Origin of the sequence: Mesorhizobium sp. M6A.T.Ce.TU.016.01.1.1 (genome assembly GCF_003997065.1) — a bacterium.
Lineage (GTDB): Bacteria > Pseudomonadota > Alphaproteobacteria > Rhizobiales > Rhizobiaceae > Mesorhizobium > Mesorhizobium mediterraneum.
The window spans coordinates 80,341-96,097 of record NZ_RZTJ01000004.1; the positions used below are offsets into that span (position 1 = coordinate 80,341).

Consider the following 15,757-nt stretch of genomic DNA (forward strand, 5'->3'; position numbering starts at 1 on the left):
GCCTGATTGGCTAAGCCGCTGTCTTGCGCTGGAACTGGCCGGCGGCGCGGTAGCGCCAGAGATAGCTCGGCAGGATACTGCCGATCGACTGCGGCTGGATGCCGAGGCCGGCGAGCGTCCTGTCTTCCCTGGTGGCCGCGTCCGACACGATGTTGTGCTCGCGCAGCTGCAGGACCTGATCCTTGGTCAGCAGCGGATTGGGCAAAAGCCCGAGGATCGATGCCTGCATGTTCGCCACCCACCACGGCACCGACACCAGAAGCCGTTTGCGGTCGATCATGGCAAGCATTTCCTGCATGCATTCCTTGAAGGTCAGCACCTGCGGTCCGCCAAGCTCATAGACCCGGCCGCCCTGGACCTTGCCATCGACCGAGCGCGCCACCGCTTCGGCGACATCGCCGACATAGACCGGCTGGAATTTGGTCTGCCCGCCGCCGATCAGCGGCAGCACCGGCGAATAACGCGCCATGTTGGCGAAGCGGTTGAAGAAGCTGTCCTCCGGCCCGAAATTGATCGACGGCCGCAAGATGACGGCATCGCCGATGGTTTCCAGGACCGCTTTCTCACCGAGCGCCTTGGTGCGCGCATAGTCCGATTGCGCGTTCAGATCGGCGCCCAGCGCCGAGATATGGGTGAGGCCGGCGCCGACGGCGCGCGCCGCTTCGGCGACGGCGCGGGCGCCGAATTCGTGGACGGATGTGAATTTCTGCCGGCCGCTCTCATGCAGGATCGCCACCAGGTTGACGACATGGTCGGCGCCCTGCACGGCGCGGTCTACCGACCAGCGCACGCGAACATTGGCCTGCACCGGCTGGATCTGGCCGACATTGCCGAGCGGCTGCAGATGGCCGGCGAGATCGGGCCGGCGGCAGGCGACCCTGATGCGATAGCCGCGCCTGGCCAGCGCCCGCACCACGTGGCGGCCGACAAAGCCGGAGCCGCCAAACACGACGACGAGCTTTGGGGTCTGCAGGATTTCGGTCATTGCTGGCTCCGGCGCAGTTTCCAGATTTACTGGGGCCCAGATCTACTGGGGCTTGGCTGAAGCCGTTTCATAATCGGTTTCGCATCAAAGGCAAAGGGCGATCAATTGTCGCCGATGCCTCTGCTTCGGCTGGTTCAGAACGCTCTGCCGATGCGCGCGTCGGTCGATTGGCGGTTGCCGCCGCGGATGACGAAGAAGAACAGGATCGCCGCCCACAGCAGCGATTTCTCGGCGCCGGAAAAACCCTGACCCATGGTGACCCAGTGGAACCACACCGTCACCAGAAGCACGAACATTCCGGCGAAAGCGGCCGGGCGGGTCAGTAGGCCGATGGCGATGAAAATGCCGCCGAAGAACTCGGTGCAGGCCAGCAGCAGAGACCAAAATGCGCCGGGATAGAAGCCGAGGCCTTCGACCATCTCGGCGGCGCCGAACGGATCGGTGATCTTGTGCGAGCCATGGATGGTGAGGAAGATGCCGGCCACGGCACGCAGGATGGTTTCGGAGGCGGTGTTCAGCGCCGCATAGAGGCTGCCAAGCGCTGGGAAGAAAAGGCTTCTGCTGGAATTGTCGGTGCTTGCGGACATTGGGGCTCCTCTTTTGCTGCTCGGCGCAAACACCCGACCACCTCGGTTAAAGTCAAATGAACAAAAGTTGACAAAACAGGCATGTTAACCGATCAGATCCGAGAGAACGCAGAAAACCCCGCCGAAGCGGGGTTTTCCGGGTGACTTCCATGGTCGGCGTCAAGGTCCGACGAGGCGGCCTGACCTGAGACGGTATCAGGACGACGTGAGACGCCCGCCTCAGCCTTGGACACATCGGGCCCGGATGTCACCGCCCGGGCAAACCCCACCCCGGACAGGCATTGGTCGCGGCACAGCGCAAAAAGGTTCAACGACGGCGAAAAAAACGCAGACAAACTTTCTACGAAGAATACCGGGCGGCGAATTCGGAGATGCGTTGGACCACGGCCTTGGGCGCCGTTATGCCCCGTGCCGCCGCCTTCTCCGCCGCTTCGGCTCGGGCGCGGCCGGGCACATGCACGCCGTAGCGGCGGCGCAACCGGTCGAGTTGGTCCTTCATGCGCTTCTCGAAATCCGGATCGAGCAGCTTGGGCTCGACGGCCAGCACGAAGAGGCCGGTTCCCGGGCTATCCGGTCCGTCGGTGAACCATGGTGCATCGAGCGACCAGTTGGCGCCCGATAGGCCCGCCGCCAGCACTTCGACCATCAGCGCGATGTTGGCGCCGCGCTGGCCACCGAAGGCAAGCATCGCGCCTTTCATGGCGGCAGCGGGATCGGTGGTCGGGTTGCCGCTGACGTCCAAGGCCCAGCCTTCGGGAATTTTCTTGCCATCCTCGGCCGCCTTGCGGATGTTGACGAAAGCCGTGGCGCTCGACGATTGGTCGATGACCAGTGGCGCTCCGTCGGCGGCGGGCGCGGCGAAGGACATCGGGTTGGTGCAGTAGACCGGCTTGACCGAGCCCGAGCCGGCAAGCACGGCCGGTCCGTTGGTCGCGGCGAAGGACACCAGCCCCTGCGCGGCCAGCCGCCCGGTGAAATAGCCGAGTGCGCCGCATGTATAGGCGTTCTTCTGCGAAAAGATGGCGACGCCGAACAGGCGCGCCGCCTTGGCGAGACCGTCGATCGTGCGGTCGAAGCCGGTATGCGCCAGACCGCCACGCGCGTCGGAGAGATAGATCGCCAAAGCCGGCCTGGTGATGACCGGCTCGGCCTTGCCGTCGATGCGGCCGGCCTCCAGCGCTTCGAGATAGTCGATGAAATGCGACAGCCCGACCGTCGACAGACCTTCCGCTTCGGCCGCTACGATGGAGGCTGCGAGCGACTGCGCCGCTTCTTCATTGGCGCCGGCGCCGAGCGCCGCCATCCGGCACAGCCCTGTCGCCTGGTCGAGACTGAGTTGCATTGTGAGTGCCTCTAGTGAGTAGTGAGTAGTGATTTAGTGAGTAGTGTGAGCGACTGCCTACGCACTACTCACTACCGACTACTCACTAAAAACCCTAGCCGATCTTGTTCGGGATCCGCGCCTCGATCTTGCCGAGGGCGAAGACCAGGATGCCGGTGATCGCCATATAGATCAACGCCAGGAGCAGCAAGGGTTCATAGGTGAGGAAGGTGCCCTGCCTCACCTTGGACGAGACGGCGAATATGTCGATCACGCTGATGGTCGCCACCAGCGGCGTCGATTTCAACTGCAGCACGGTTTCGCCGGTCAGCGTCGGCAGCGCCCGGTAAAAGGCTTGCGGCAGCCAGATCCGCCGGAGGATCTTCCAGCGGCTCATGCCGAACGCGCGGGCGGCCTCGAGCTGGCCCTTCGGCACCCCGGCAAAGGCGCCTCGCATCACCTCGCCCTCATAACCGGCGAAGGACAAGGTCAGCGCCAGGACGCCGTAGGGCCACGCTTGCCTGAGATACGGCCACATCCAGGATTCGCGAATCCATGGATACTGTGGAAACAGCGAGCCGAGCCCATAGTAGAGGAGCCAGAGCTGCAGCAGCAGCGGCGTTCCCCTGATGACGGTGCAGAAAGCCTTCGCGGGCGCCGCGAGCCAGAAAGGGCCGGCAGCCTGCGCCAGCCCGAGCGGCACTGCGAGCGTGAAGCCCAGTATGCAGGTGACGGCGAGAATCCAGAGCGTGCGCCAGATCCCGACAAGCGCCATTTCATAATATTGCGGCAGCCAGTCCCAGCGCATGAAGAAGGCGGCGGCCAGAACCAGAGCCAGTCCGATCAGGACCAGCACGATGCGGTGCGGCTGCAGCCACAGCGACGCGCGGGCGGCTACGTTGACGATGGTCGCTTCGACAGCCATCAACGCGCCTCCTTGACGGAAGGCATGCCGCGCCGGGCCCGGGCCTCGATGCGGCCGATGATCAGATTGGAGACCAGCGTCAACAGAAGATAGATCATGCCTGCGGCGAGGAAGAATGTGAGATAGGCTTTGGTTACGCCCGCCGCTTGCCGCGTGGCCAATGTCAGTTCGAAGAAGCCGACGACTGCGAGCAGGGCGGTGTCCTTGGTGGCGATCAGCCAGAGATTGGCAAGGCCTGGTATGGCGAAGGGCAGCATCGCCGGCAGCGTGATGCGTCGCAGCAGGAGGCCGGGAGACATGCCAAAGGCTCTTGCGGCCTCGATCTGGCCTTGCGGAATGGCAAGGATCGCGCCGCGCATCACCTCGGTCGAATAGGCGCCCTGGACGAAGCCGAGCACGGCAATGCCGGCCACCAGCCCGCTGATGTCGATGCGCTGATATCCCATTGCCGTCAGCAGCTGGTTGATCAAATCGGTGCCGGCATAATAGAGCAGCAGGATCAGCACCAGCTCCGGCACGGCGCGGACGATCGTGGTGTAGACTGCCAGCAGATCGCGCACCACGGGTCCGCCGTAGAGCTTGCCATACGCACCGCAAATGCCGATCACGAGGCCGAGACCGAACGCACCGGCAGCGATCTCGACCGAGTGGAGCAGTCCAACCAGAAGCGTTCCGCCCCAGCCAGGCGGCGTCGGCGAAAGGAGTTCGATGATGCGGGCCGCAGAGGCCGGAAGAAATGCGTCGATCAGCGTCGCCCCCGAATTGCTGGCGCCAAAACCGCCGGCGATGCCGTCAGCGGAAAGCTTGCAAGGGTGGATTTCGACGAAGCCACACGGCGCGCCGTCCGCGCCGCGTGGTTATTCGCTCAGGGATGCATGTCGTCAGTTCGCCTGTGGATCGTCGCCGTAGATGTCGAAATCGAAATATTTCTTGCTGATTTCATCATATTTGCCGTTGGCGCGGACAGCCTTGATGCCGGCATTGATCTTCTCCTTCAGCTCGGTGTCTTCCTTGCGGACGCCGGCGCCGATGCCTGGCCCGAGAACGGCCAGATCCGGCGCGACCATGCCCTTCAGGTCGCAGCATTGCATGCCCTGATCCGATTTCAGGAAGGCATCGAGCGCAATGGAATCAGCCTGCACGGCATCGAGGCGGCCGGCGGCAAGATCCTGATTGGCTTCGTCCTGAGTCTGGTATTCCTTGATTTCCGCGGCTTCGGTGAAGTGCTTCTTGACGTAGTCGGCATGCACGGTCGAAACCTGGACGCCGATGATTTTGCCCTTGAGATCTTCCGGGGTAGCGCCGAACTTCTGGTCCTTCGGCCCGATAATGGCGGTCGGGGTGTTGTAATATTTGTCGGAGAAATCGATCGTCTTCTTGCGTTCGTCGGTGATCGTCATCGAGCTGGCGATGACGTCGATCTTCTTGGTCGTCAGCGCCGGGATTATGCCGTCCCAGGCAACGGGCGTGATGACGCAGTCGAGCTTCTGCTCGGCGCAGACCGCGTCGATGAATTCGATTTCCCAGCCAACCCATTTGCCCGAGGCATCCGGCGAGGTGAACGGCGGATAGGGTTCGGCAGCGACACCGACCTTGACCGGATCGGCCTTGGCCACGCCCATCGCGGCAACGCCGAGTAGAAGCGCTGCGGCAAATGTCTTCAGAACGGTCTTCATTTCAATAACTCCCAGTTTTGTTGTTGTTCCCGTTTTTCCATCCGCCTCGGCTTAACCGATGTTGCGGATGAATTGCTTCAGCCTTTCGGATTTCGGAGCGCCGAAGATCTGCTCCGGCGGTCCCTCTTCCTCGACCAACCCGTTATAGAGATAGACGACATGCGTCGCGACCTCGCGGGCAAACTTCATCTCATGGGTGACCAGCACCATGGTGCGGCCCTCGCGCGCCAGATCGCCGATCACCTTCAGCACCTCGCCGATCAGTTCCGGGTCGAGCGCCGAGGTCGGCTCGTCGAACAGCATGACGCGCGGATTGATGGCCAGCGCCCGGGCGATGGCCGCGCGCTGCTGCTGACCACCCGACAGATAGGCCGGATAGACGTCACGCTTCTCGGCCAGGCCGACGCGGGCGAGCAGCTTTTCGGCCTCGGCGATAGCCACCTCGCGCTTGACGCCAAGAACATGCACCGGAACCTCGATGACGTTCTCGATCAGCGTCATGTGGCTCCACAGATTGAAATTCTGGAAAACCATGCCGAGCTTGGAGCGGATGCGCTCGATCTGCTTGCGGTCGGCGGGAACCGTGTGGCCGTGGCTGTCGGCCTTCATCCGGATCTCCTCGCCATTGACGCGGACGATGCCGCTGGTCGGGTTCTCCAGGCAATTGATGCAGCGCAGCAGCGTCGACTTGCCCGAACCGCTGCCGCCGATGATGGCGATGACCTCGCCGTCGCGCGCCGACAGCGAAACACCCTTCAGCACATGCAGTTCGCCGAATTTCTTGTGCAGGTTCTCGACATGGATGGCTTCGGCGGCGCTGTTCTGCGCCGTGTGCTTCAGGGCGGGGGCCGTGCCTTGCGTTATCACCTTTTCGGTGCCTCACGAAGCGGCTGGACCCGTCGCTGCTGGAATCTTTTACTCATTACCCATCACTGGACAGACTTCTCATTCTCAAGATGGACCGTTCCGCTTGCCTCCGTCAACCATGCTTTTTGGACCATTGATCACGGCTCGCTGAGTAGCTATTGGCTGGATGGGATGTTTCAGGAGCACTTGGTGGGTAGAGCATACGGGTCGCAGTCCATGGCCGGACCCCTGCAGCGCGTGCTGATGCGGTCCGCCGCAAGCGCCATGCACCGCGCCGAAGCATCGGAATGGCACTATGGCCCCGGCTTCGATCCGCAAAAGGCGGCTGCCCAGCATGAGGCGCTGGCGACGCTGGTTTCGGCATCTGGCGCCGAGATCGAATGGCTGACCGACGCCGACGACGGGCTTGCCGATTCCGTCTTCACCCACGATCCGTCGCTGATGACCGACCACGGCGCCATCATCCTTGCCATGGGCAAGGCGTTGCGCCGGGCCGAGCCCGGCCTGCACGAGGCGGCCTACAGGCGCATGGGCGTGCCTGTCCTTGGTCGCATCGAGCATCCCGGACAGGTCGAGGGCGGCGACTGCGTCTGGGTGGATTCACGGACGCTGGCCGTCGGTCGCGGCATGCGCACCAACCAGGACGGCATCCAGCAACTCGCCAACCTGCTCACACCCAAGGGTATCCAGGTCTACGGTTACGATCTGCCGCTCTGGCACGGCGAGGAGGCCTGCCTGCATCTAATGTCGGTGATCAGTCCGCTCGCCGACGATCTGGCGCTGATCTATGCACCGCTTTTGCCGGCTGCCTTCTACCAGATGCTGCGGGCACGCGGCATTCGCCTGGTCGAGGGCGACGCGCAGGAGTTCTTCGCCTCCAACGGCCTCAGCCTCAATGTGCTGCCGACCGCGCCGCGCGACGTGATCGCCGTCGCCGGCTTCCCAAAGACGGCGGCGGCCATGGCGGCCGCCGGCTGCAGGGTTTCGACCTTCGAGGCGGACGCGCTGTGCATCGCCTGCGAGGGCGGCCCGACCTGCCTCACACGTCCGGTGCTCAGACAATGACGACAGTCGGCGAAGCGCTCATCACTTTGCTCGAGGCCCATGGTGTAGACACCGTCTTCGGCATTCCGGGTGTGCATACGGTCGAACTCTATCGCGGGCTGGCGCGCTCGAAGATTCGCCACGTCACGCCGCGCCACGAACAGGGCGCCGGCTTCATGGCCGACGGCTATGCGCGCGCCAGCGGCAGGCCGGGCGTCGCCTTCGTCATCACCGGGCCGGGGCTGACCAACCCCATCACCGCCATGGGCCAGGCCCGCGCCGATTCGGTTCCGATGCTGGTGATCTCAGGCGTCAACGCCACGACGACGCTGGGCAAGGGCCTCGGCCATCTGCACGAGCTGCCCGACCAGCGCGGCATGATGGAGAAGGTCGCGCTATTCTCGCACCGTGTCACCGAGGCTGGCGAACTGCCCGGCGTGCTCGCCCGCGCCTTCGCCCTGTTTTCGTCCTCGCGTCCCGGTCCGGTCCATATTGAGATCCCAACCGATATTATGGTCAAGCCGGCCGACGGCATCGCGGCTTTGCTGACGAATGTAGCGCCGCCCGAACCGGATGCGGCGGCGATAGCAGAGGCGGCAAGACTTTGCGCGGCTGCCCGCCGACCGCTGATCCTTGCCGGCGGCGGCGCCAGGAGAGCCGAAGCGCCGTTGCAGCGCCTCGCCGAAAGGCTGGGAGCACCAGTGGTTCAGACCGCCAATGCCCGCGGCTTGCTGCACCGCCATTCGCTTGCCGTGCCGGCCAGCCCCAGCCTGAAGGCGGTGCGCGCGCTGATTGCCGACGCCGACCTGGTCATCGCCGCCGGCACCGAGTTTGGCCCGACCGACTATGACGGATATGGCGATGGCGGCTTTGTCCTGCCTACCAATCTCATCCGCATCGACATCGGCGCCGACCAGCTTGCCCGCCGACCAGCTACGATTTCGATCCAGGCCGATTGTGGCGTAGCCCTCAAGGCGCTGCTTTCAGAAATTGGTAGGGACCAGGCGCCATCGGGCGACGGTCAGGCTCGCGCCGCTGCGACCAGGCAAGCCGCGTTCGCCGAAATCAGCCCGGGTCTCCAAGCGCAAACCCGCGCCGTCGAGGTGATCCGTGATGCATTGCCGGGCTCGATCATCGTCGGCGATTCGACCCAGCCGGTCTATGCCGCCAACCTCTATTACGACCACGACCGCCCGGGCGGCTGGTTCAACGCCGCCACCGGCTTCGGCGCGCTGGGCTATGGTCCGGCGGCCGCGATCGGTGCGGCCCTTGCCGTGCCCGATGCGCCGGTCGTTTGTCTCACCGGCGACGGTGGGTTTCAGTTCACGCTGCCGGAACTGGGAGCCGCGCTCGATGCTGCGGCGCCGGTGATCTTCGTCGTCTGGAACAATCGCGGCTATCGCGAAATCGAAACCTCGATGCTCGATGTCGGCGTCGAGCCGGTCGGCGTATCGCCGGCGCCGCCTGATTTCTGCAAGCTGGCCGAAGCCTATGGCATTGCCGCCGAGCGACTCGCCGGCACCGGTCATCTGGCAGACGCACTTAAGCGCGCGCGGGCGACCGGACTGCCGTATGTCGTCGAGATCACTGTCGATTGAGTGCTGTGGCAGCGTCTGCTTGGAGATACGATCTTCGATGGATAGCCGACGGCTTGACGCGCACAAGCGACGCTGTGTCATCGAGATTTTGGTTGAGTGATCGCGCGAAAGGCGCGACCCTTCGGCGGCGGCGCGGCATATGAATGACTGGAGCGGTCGAAGATGACGGACACACTGGACGGCAGACATATTGTGGTGACCGGCGGCACCGGAGCGCTCGGTGGCGCGGTTGTCGGCAAACTGCTGGGTGAGGGCGCGATCTGCCATGTGCCCAATGCCCATGCTGCCGCGCCTGCGCATTTTCCCTTCCCGGCCCATGAGCGCGTCCGGCTGGCGCACAATGTCGATCTCGCCGACCCCGCCAAGGTCGATGCATTCTACGCCAGTGTTACGGATTTGTGGGCATCCATCCATCTGGCCGGCGGCTTCACCGCCGCGCCGGTCGAGAAGATCGAGCCCGCCTCCTTCGCCGAAATGATGGACACCAACGCCCGTACCACCTTCCTGTGCTGCCGCGCGGCAATACGCTCGATGCTGGAATCTTCCGTGTCGGGCCGCATCGTCAATGTCACGGCGCGCGCCGGGCTCGACCTGCGCCGCGGGTCCGGCATGGTCGCCTATGCCGCTAGCAAGGCGGCGGTCGCGGCAATGACGGTGGCAATGGCCGAAGAACTCAAGGGCAAGGGCATCCTGGTCAATGCGGTCGCGCCCTCGACGCTCGACACGCCAGCTACCCGGGCTGACATGCCGGCCGCCGATTTCGGCAAATGGGTCAGCCTCGAAGCGGCCGCGGAGGCCATTGCCTATCTCGCTTCGCCGGCCAATCTGGCGATGAGCGGCACTCTGGTGCCGCTTTACGGCAGGGCCTGATTTGCCGGTATCGGATCGGGCGGATGGCTCGCTGGAAAACCAGCGTCATCCGGCGGCTCAATTGCAGACGAGATCGCCGAGCTTGAGCTTGAACTTGCGCGGTCCCGGCATCAAGGCCGCGCTGGTATCGTCGACGATCAGCACGTCGAGTGCGCAAGTGCCTGCCCGCACCCGGTAATGGTCGTTTCCCACGCGCTCGACCGCATCGATCGGGCCGCGGCTTTCCAGTACGCCGGCGACGGCACCGCTGTCGACTATGGCCTGGATCTCGGCCTGTCGTTGCCAGTAGGGTGGCAACGCCGCCGATGCCGCGATCGTGCCGACCAACAGGATTGCAAGGCCAAAACCGGTGCGGATCACAGAGCTCGCGCCTCCGATCGTTTCGCATACATATCCAGGACGGATCTTTCGGGCCGATGCGGCAGACTATAGGCTCCGTCGGCCGTTTCAAGCACGATCGGCTGCCGGACCACCCAGTCACATTGCGCGACTCCTCGCGGCCATGAAAAAACCCGCGGACCTTTCGGCCCGCGGGTTGCGTGTACAGGCCGCGCGCGAGGCGCGGCGTTTATAGACTTAGCTGCCCTGCTTCTTCAGCGCGGCACCCAGGATATCGCCCAGCGAAGCGCCGGAGTCGGTCGAGCCGTACTGGGCGACCGCTTCCTTCTCCTCGGCGATTTCCAGCGCCTTGATGGAGACCTGCAGCTTGCGGGTCTTCTTGTCGAAAGCGATGACGCGGGCGTCGACCTTCTGGCCGACCGTGAAGCGCTCGGGGCGCTGCTCGTCGCGGTCGCGGCTGAGGTCGGAGCGCTTGATGAAGGTCTCGATGCCGCTGTCGACCAGCCGCACTTCCAGACCGCCATCCTTGACGCCGGTGACCTCGCAGGTGACGACCGCGTTCTTGCGCAGTTCGCCTGAAGTCGCCGCCTCGCCGGCCGTGTCCTTGGCCAGCTGCTTGATGCCGAGCGAGATGCGCTCCTTGTCGATGTCGACGTCGAGCACCTGCGCCTTGACCATGTCGCCGCGATTGTACTCCTCGATCACCTGCTCGCCCGGACGGGTCCAGTCGAGGTCGGAAAGATGGACCATGCCGTCGACATCGCCTTCGAGGCCGATGAACAGGCCGAACTCGGTCTTGTTCTTGACCTCGCCCTCGACCTGGCTGCCGACCGGGTGGCTGCTGGCGAAAGCCTGCCACGGATTCTCGAGCGTCTGCTTGAGGCCGAGCGAGATGCGGCGCTTGGCCGGATCGACCTCGAGCACCACCACGTCGACTTCCTGCGTCGTCGAGAGGATCTTGCCGGGATGCACGTTCTTCTTCGTCCACGACATTTCCGAAACGTGGATGAGGCCCTCGATGCCCGGCTCCAGCTCGACGAACGCGCCGTAGTCGGTGATGTTGGTGACGGTGCCCTTGATCTTCTTGCCGATCGGGAATTTCGTTCCGATCTCGGACCACGGATCGCTCTCGAGCTGCTTCATGCCGAGCGAGATGCGATGGGTTTCCTGGTTGATGCGGATGATCTGCACCTTGACCGTCTGGCCGATGTTGAGGATTTCGGTCGGATGGTTGACGCGGCGCCATGCCATGTCGGTGACATGCAGCAGGCCGTCGATGCCGCCGAGGTCGACGAACGCACCATAGTCGGTGATGTTCTTGACGACGCCTTCGACCACTTGGCCCTCTTCGAGGTTCTGCACGATTTCCGAACGCTGCTCGGCGCGGCTTTCCTCGAGCACGGTGCGGCGTGACACCACGATGTTGCCGCGGCGGCGATCCATCTTGAGGATCTCGAAAGGCTGCGGATTGTGCATCAGCGGCGAGACGTCGCGGATCGGGCGGATATCGACCTGGCTGCGCGGCAGGAAGGCCACGGCGCCGTCGAGGTCGACGGTGAAGCCGCCCTTGACCTGGTTGAAGATGACGCCTTCGACGCGCTCACCCTTGGTGAACTTCTCTTCGAGACGGACCCAGCTCTCTTCGCGGCGGGCCTTTTCACGGGAAAGCATCGCTTCGCCAAGCGCGTTCTCGATGCGCTCGACATAGACCTCGACCGTGTCGCCGACCTTGAGCGTCGAGTCCTTGCCCTTGACGCCGAATTCCTTCAGCGGCACGCGGCCTTCGACCTTGAGGCCGACGTCGATGATAGCCATGTCCTTTTCGATCGCGGTGATCGTGCCCTTGACGACTTGGCCTTCGCCGGAATGGCCGGCGGAAAAAGATTCTTCGAGCAGGCTCGCGAAATCATCGCGAGTGGGATTTGCAACTGACATAGTTTCTCCTGGAGTGCCCCGCATCTCAAGCGGGGCGGGCGCCGTGGGTTAGCGTTGCGTTGGCCTGCCGGCGTTCCGGGCTTGCAAAAGCCCTTGGCCGCCTAAGCGGCAATTCCGGCGCATGAAGAATGCTGGCAGGCTGGTTCGTGCCCGATGGGTATCTTTTCGCCGCCGGCAATCGGCAACGGGTGGAAAATCCCGGCTCAGGCTTTGTTTCTCTTGGCCAGAACGTCGTCGATGATCGCCTTGGCCGTAAGAAACGCGGCTTCTATAGCCATTTCCGACGTGTCGAGCAAGTGCGCATCGGCGGCCGGCTTCAGCGGCGAGTCGGCGCGGCCCATGTCGCGCTCGTCGCGGCGCAGGATATCGGCCAGGATCTCGTCAAAATTGGCGGTGCCGCCGATGCTCTCGATCTCGGCCAGCCGTCGCTGTGCCCGCACCTCGGCGCTCGCCGTCACATAGAGTTTTATGTCGGCGTCGGGGCAGACCACCGTGCCGATGTCGCGGCCGTCGAGCACCGCGCCGGGCGGCGCCTTGGCGAATTCACGCTGCTTTTCGACCAGTATGCGCCGCACCGACGGGAACACAGCGACTTTCGAGGCCGCCTCGCCGACCGCATGCGCCGACAGCACCGACCGGTCGAGCTTTGCCAGATCGACCTGGCGGGCAGCGGTTTCGGCGGCCGAGACATTGTCGAGCGGCAGGCCGAGCCGAAGCAGCGCATGCGCCACCGCGCGATAGGTGAGGCCGGTGTCGAGCAGGTTCAGCCGGTAGTGGTCGGCCAGGCGGCGGGCCAGCGTGCCTTTGCCGGCGCCGGCGGGGCCGTCGATGGCGATGGTGAAGGTTGATGTCATTCGCCGCCCACCGTAACCGAAAAGCGCAATGATCCAGATAGGCGTGGCGATCCTTCGCGCCCCCCTCTGTCCTGCCGGACATCTCCCCCACTTGGGGGGAGATTGGCAGTCACCGCGGCTTTCGCCAATTGTCTACGTTGCAGGATTGAGCGGAGCGCCGAAGCTGCCGATCTCCCTCCTTGTGGGGGAGATGTCCGGCAGGACAGAGGGGGGCGCTGTCCCGCCGACGTTCCAGTTTGGCCCCAACCTCCAAGGCTATTGATTGCCATCAACTGTCACTCAATCTCCGCGCCCAGCCTCTTCATCAGCCCCATGAACTCCGGAAAGCTGGTCGCGATCATCGCCTGGTCGTCGATGGTGACAGGCTTTTCCGTTGCCAGTCCCATGATCAAAAAGCTCATGGCGATGCGGTGGTCGAGATGGGTCTGGACGACGGTGTTGTGCCCATTGGGGTGTTGGCCGAGCCCTTTGCCGCCGGGTTTTCCACGTACGGCAAGCGTCGCCTCGCCCTCCGTGCAGTCGACGCCGTTGAGCTTCAGCCCTTCGGCGACGGCCGACAGCCGGTCGGATTCCTTCACCCGCAGTTCTTCCAGCCCCAGCATCAGGGTCTCGCCCTCGGCGAAGCTCGCCGCAACCGCAAGCACCGGATATTCGTCGATCATCGTCGGCGCCCGTTCGGGTGGCACGGTGACGCCCTTCAGCTCGGAATAGCGCACGCGCAGATCGGCGACATCTTCGCCGCCTTCGTTGCGCGGGTCGAGAATGTCGATCCGGGCGCCCATTTCCTGCAGCGTCAACAGAAGCCCGGTGCGGGTCGGGTTCATAAGCACGTTTTCGATTGTAATGTCCGAGCCCGGCACGATCAGCGCCGCCACCAGCGGGAAGCCGGCCGAGGACGGGTCGCCCGGCACCGCGATCGTCTGTCCCGTGAGCTTGCCCTGGCCTTCGATGAAGATGTGGCGCACGCCGCGCTCATCGGTCTCGACCGACAGATTGGCGCCGAATCCCTTCAGCATCTTCTCGGTGTGGTCGCGCGTCATCACCGGCTCGATGACGGTGGTGACGCCGGGCGTGTTCAGCCCGGCGAGCAGCACCGCCGACTTCACCTGCGCCGAGGCCATCGGCACGCGGTAGGTGATGGGCGCTGCGTGCTTGGGCCCGTGCAGCGTGATCGGCATGCGGTCGCCGGGCGTCGCCTTCAGCACCTGCACGCCCATCTGGCGCAGCGGCTCGAGCACACGGCCCATCGGCCGGCCGGACAGCGAGGCGTCGCCGATGAACGTCGTTTCCATGTCGTAGGTGCCGACCAGGCCCATGGTGAGGCGCGAGCCGGTGCCGGCATTGCCGAAATCGAGCGGACCTTCCGGCTGCAGCAGCGCGCCGTTGCCGGTGCCGCGGATCACCCACTCAGTGCCGTGCTTCTCGATATGCGCGCCCATCGCCTTCATCGCCGCGCCGGTGCGCATGACATCTTCGCCTTCCAGCAGGCCGGTGATGCGGGTCTCGCCGGAGGCGAGGCCGCCGAACATGAACGAGCGGTGCGAGATCGACTTGTCGCCGGGCACTCGCGCCGTGCCTGAAAGCGCTGACGATTTGCGAGCGGTGGCCGGTTTCGGGGCGGCAGTGTGCGACATGGGGTTTTCCCTGGATCAAACGCCGGCAGCCGGCCTTTTCTTTTGGTTTGGGCGGTCTCGTATCACGGCGGACCGAAATGGTCATCCCCTTGCAACAGGTCTCTCAACACCGGGATTTATGACGTTGGCTTTAGGCTTTGACAGCGCCGTAAACTCTGGTTATGGGGACCAAACTTTCATCGACGAGGCTTGCTGTGGCAAAACCCGAACTTGGCACCAAACGCATCGACCCCGAGACGGGTCAAAAATTCTACGACCTGAACAAGGATCCGGTCGTCTCGCCCTATACCGGCAAGAGCTATCCACGTTCCTATTTCGAGGAAGGCAAGGTCGCCCCCATCGAGGAGGAAGAGGAAGTTGCCGAGAAGGAAGCGGACGCCGAGGAGGAAGAGGGTGTCGAGGTCGTCTCCCTCGAAGAGGCGGACGAGGATGCGAAAGCCGACGATCTTCCCGATCTCGGCGATGACGAGGACGATGTGGACCTCGGCGATGACGACGACGATACTTTCCTCGCCGACGAAGAGGAAGAAGACGATGATGTCGCCGACATGATCGGCGTCGGCGACGACGACGACGAAGTCTGATCCGGCCTCTGACGCGAGCGCCCGCCGACTTTCGCGGCGTCTTAAGAAAAAGCCGCTCTTGAAGGCTTGATATTGACGGAAGGCGGGGTTAGAAGCCGCCTGCACTAACGGCGCGGTCTCAACCCGCGCCGGATCTCTTCGCCGGCAACGGCGCCGGTAGACTGCCGGAAGTGGGGCCATAGCTCAGTTGGGAGAGCGCTTGAATGGCATTCAAGAGGTCGTCGGTTCGATTCCGATTGGCTCCACCAGTTTTCTCCTACGGAAATCAGTCTCTTTAGGCCTGCCTATCACTGGCAGGCCTCACAAAACCGGTCGGTCCTCCTGTTCGCTGGATTTCTGCTAGCCGACACCTTGCGGTGACATCCGCCGCAGGGTTCCTAGCGGTCGCCTGAAGCGAAAACCCCGGCAACCACCGGGGTTTTCAGCACACTATTTGCTAATAATACCAATCCCAGACCCAAACCCGCCTGCGACGGCACCGGACGCGCCGATAGCCATTCCGCCAGTAGCGACGGCAGACCCTTCTCCAAGCGCGCCG

15 protein-coding genes and 1 tRNA gene are annotated in these 15,757 nt (G+C 63.9%); 5 read left to right on the forward strand and 11 right to left on the reverse strand.

Annotated features, from left to right (window positions below; translation table 11 throughout):
• Positions 1 to 10 precede the first annotated feature (10 nt).
• From EOC94_RS09140 to EOC94_RS09170, 7 genes are all read right to left on the reverse strand, one after another.
• On the reverse strand, positions 11 to 985 hold the full coding sequence (locus EOC94_RS09140) for a complex I NDUFA9 subunit family protein (protein WP_127289959.1): 975 nt from the start codon (positions 983 to 985) through the stop codon (positions 11 to 13).
• Positions 986 to 1,119: 134 nt separating this feature from the next.
• On the reverse strand, positions 1,120 to 1,572 hold the full coding sequence (locus EOC94_RS09145) for a DoxX family protein (RefSeq protein WP_127289961.1): 453 nt from the start codon (positions 1,570 to 1,572) through the stop codon (positions 1,120 to 1,122).
• Positions 1,573 to 1,912: 340 nt separating this feature from the next.
• Positions 1,913 to 2,914 (reverse strand): Ldh family oxidoreductase, encoded by a 1,002-nt coding sequence (locus EOC94_RS09150; protein WP_126103912.1) that lies wholly within the window; start codon positions 2,912 to 2,914, stop codon positions 1,913 to 1,915.
• A 94-nt stretch (positions 2,915 to 3,008) separates the two neighbouring features.
• A complete protein-coding gene (locus tag EOC94_RS09155) occupies positions 3,009 to 3,818 on the reverse strand; it encodes an ABC transporter permease (protein ID WP_127206013.1) in 810 nt (269 codons plus the stop codon).
• Positions 3,818 to 4,483: an ABC transporter permease gene (locus tag EOC94_RS09160; RefSeq protein WP_095484354.1), complete on the reverse strand. Its 666-nt coding sequence runs from the start codon at positions 4,481 to 4,483 to the stop codon at positions 3,818 to 3,820. The genes EOC94_RS09155 and EOC94_RS09160 overlap by 1 nt, the downstream gene beginning before the upstream one ends.
• A gap of 216 nt (positions 4,484 to 4,699) precedes the next feature.
• Positions 4,700 to 5,494 (reverse strand): transporter substrate-binding domain-containing protein, encoded by a 795-nt coding sequence (locus EOC94_RS09165; protein ID WP_127289963.1) that lies wholly within the window; start codon positions 5,492 to 5,494, stop codon positions 4,700 to 4,702.
• A 51-nt stretch (positions 5,495 to 5,545) separates the two neighbouring features.
• On the reverse strand, positions 5,546 to 6,358 hold the full coding sequence (locus tag EOC94_RS09170) for an ABC transporter ATP-binding protein (RefSeq protein ID WP_127290421.1): 813 nt from the start codon (positions 6,356 to 6,358) through the stop codon (positions 5,546 to 5,548).
• A 219-nt stretch (positions 6,359 to 6,577) separates the two neighbouring features.
• Here EOC94_RS09170 and EOC94_RS09175 point away from each other — a divergent pair, with 219 nt between their 5' ends.
• The 3 genes from EOC94_RS09175 to EOC94_RS09185 all read left to right on the forward strand — a co-directional run bounded on the left by EOC94_RS09175 (position 6,578) and on the right by EOC94_RS09185 (position 9,873).
• Entirely contained in the window at positions 6,578 to 7,426 is an 849-nt protein-coding gene (locus tag EOC94_RS09175; RefSeq protein WP_164897457.1) for an arginine deiminase family protein, read from the forward strand.
• Positions 7,423 to 9,003, forward strand: a complete 1,581-nt coding sequence (locus tag EOC94_RS09180) for a 5-guanidino-2-oxopentanoate decarboxylase (RefSeq protein ID WP_127289967.1) — start codon at positions 7,423 to 7,425, stop codon at positions 9,001 to 9,003. The genes EOC94_RS09175 and EOC94_RS09180 overlap by 4 nt, the downstream gene beginning before the upstream one ends.
• A gap of 162 nt (positions 9,004 to 9,165) precedes the next feature.
• On the forward strand, positions 9,166 to 9,873 hold the full coding sequence (locus EOC94_RS09185; RefSeq protein WP_127289969.1) for an SDR family NAD(P)-dependent oxidoreductase: 708 nt from the start codon (positions 9,166 to 9,168) through the stop codon (positions 9,871 to 9,873).
• 57 nt (positions 9,874 to 9,930) lie between these two features.
• Here EOC94_RS09185 and EOC94_RS09190 read toward each other — a convergent pair whose 3' ends face one another.
• The 4 genes from EOC94_RS09190 to aroA all read right to left on the reverse strand — a co-directional run bounded on the left by EOC94_RS09190 (position 9,931) and on the right by aroA (position 14,635).
• Positions 9,931 to 10,233 (reverse strand): hypothetical protein, encoded by a 303-nt coding sequence (locus EOC94_RS09190; RefSeq protein ID WP_127289971.1) that lies wholly within the window; start codon positions 10,231 to 10,233, stop codon positions 9,931 to 9,933.
• 216 nt (positions 10,234 to 10,449) lie between these two features.
• Positions 10,450 to 12,147, reverse strand: coding sequence for a 30S ribosomal protein S1 (gene rpsA / locus EOC94_RS09195; protein WP_095484345.1), 1,698 nt, complete (start codon positions 12,145 to 12,147; stop codon positions 10,450 to 10,452).
• Between the two features lie 203 nt (positions 12,148 to 12,350).
• Positions 12,351 to 13,001, reverse strand: a complete 651-nt coding sequence (gene cmk, locus EOC94_RS09200) for a (d)CMP kinase (protein ID WP_095484343.1) — start codon at positions 12,999 to 13,001, stop codon at positions 12,351 to 12,353.
• Between the two features lie 275 nt (positions 13,002 to 13,276).
• The gene (gene aroA, locus EOC94_RS09210; protein WP_095484342.1) at positions 13,277 to 14,635 is read right to left on the reverse strand and encodes a 3-phosphoshikimate 1-carboxyvinyltransferase; all 1,359 of its coding nucleotides are present in this window, start codon (positions 14,633 to 14,635) and stop codon (positions 13,277 to 13,279) included.
• Between the two features lie 194 nt (positions 14,636 to 14,829).
• Here aroA and EOC94_RS09215 point away from each other — a divergent pair, with 194 nt between their 5' ends.
• Positions 14,830 to 15,219, forward strand: a complete 390-nt coding sequence (locus tag EOC94_RS09215; RefSeq protein WP_095485047.1) for a TIGR02300 family protein — start codon at positions 14,830 to 14,832, stop codon at positions 15,217 to 15,219.
• Between the two features lie 172 nt (positions 15,220 to 15,391).
• A tRNA-Ala gene (locus tag EOC94_RS09220) sits at positions 15,392 to 15,467 on the forward strand.
• Positions 15,468 to 15,757: the final 290 nt, after the last annotated feature.

Coding starts and splice junctions, on each gene's coding strand:
- EOC94_RS09180 (WP_127289967.1), top strand. CDS start 7,423: ATGACGACAGTCGGCGAAGCGCTCATCACTTTGCTCGAGGCCCATGGT.
- rpsA (WP_095484345.1), bottom strand. CDS start 12,147: ATGTCAGTTGCAAATCCCACTCGCGATGATTTCGCGAGCCTGCTCGAA.
- EOC94_RS09185 (WP_127289969.1), top strand. CDS start 9,166: ATGACGGACACACTGGACGGCAGACATATTGTGGTGACCGGCGGCACC.
- EOC94_RS09165 (WP_127289963.1), bottom strand. CDS start 5,494: ATGAAGACCGTTCTGAAGACATTTGCCGCAGCGCTTCTACTCGGCGTT.
- cmk (WP_095484343.1), bottom strand. CDS start 13,001: ATGACATCAACCTTCACCATCGCCATCGACGGCCCCGCCGGCGCCGGC.
- EOC94_RS09140 (WP_127289959.1), bottom strand. CDS start 985: ATGACCGAAATCCTGCAGACCCCAAAGCTCGTCGTCGTGTTTGGCGGC.
- EOC94_RS09175 (WP_164897457.1), top strand. CDS start 6,578: ATGGCCGGACCCCTGCAGCGCGTGCTGATGCGGTCCGCCGCAAGCGCC.
- aroA (WP_095484342.1), bottom strand. CDS start 14,635: ATGTCGCACACTGCCGCCCCGAAACCGGCCACCGCTCGCAAATCGTCA.
- EOC94_RS09150 (WP_126103912.1), bottom strand. CDS start 2,914: ATGCAACTCAGTCTCGACCAGGCGACAGGGCTGTGCCGGATGGCGGCG.
- EOC94_RS09145 (WP_127289961.1), bottom strand. CDS start 1,572: ATGTCCGCAAGCACCGACAATTCCAGCAGAAGCCTTTTCTTCCCAGCG.
- EOC94_RS09155 (WP_127206013.1), bottom strand. CDS start 3,818: ATGGCTGTCGAAGCGACCATCGTCAACGTAGCCGCCCGCGCGTCGCTG.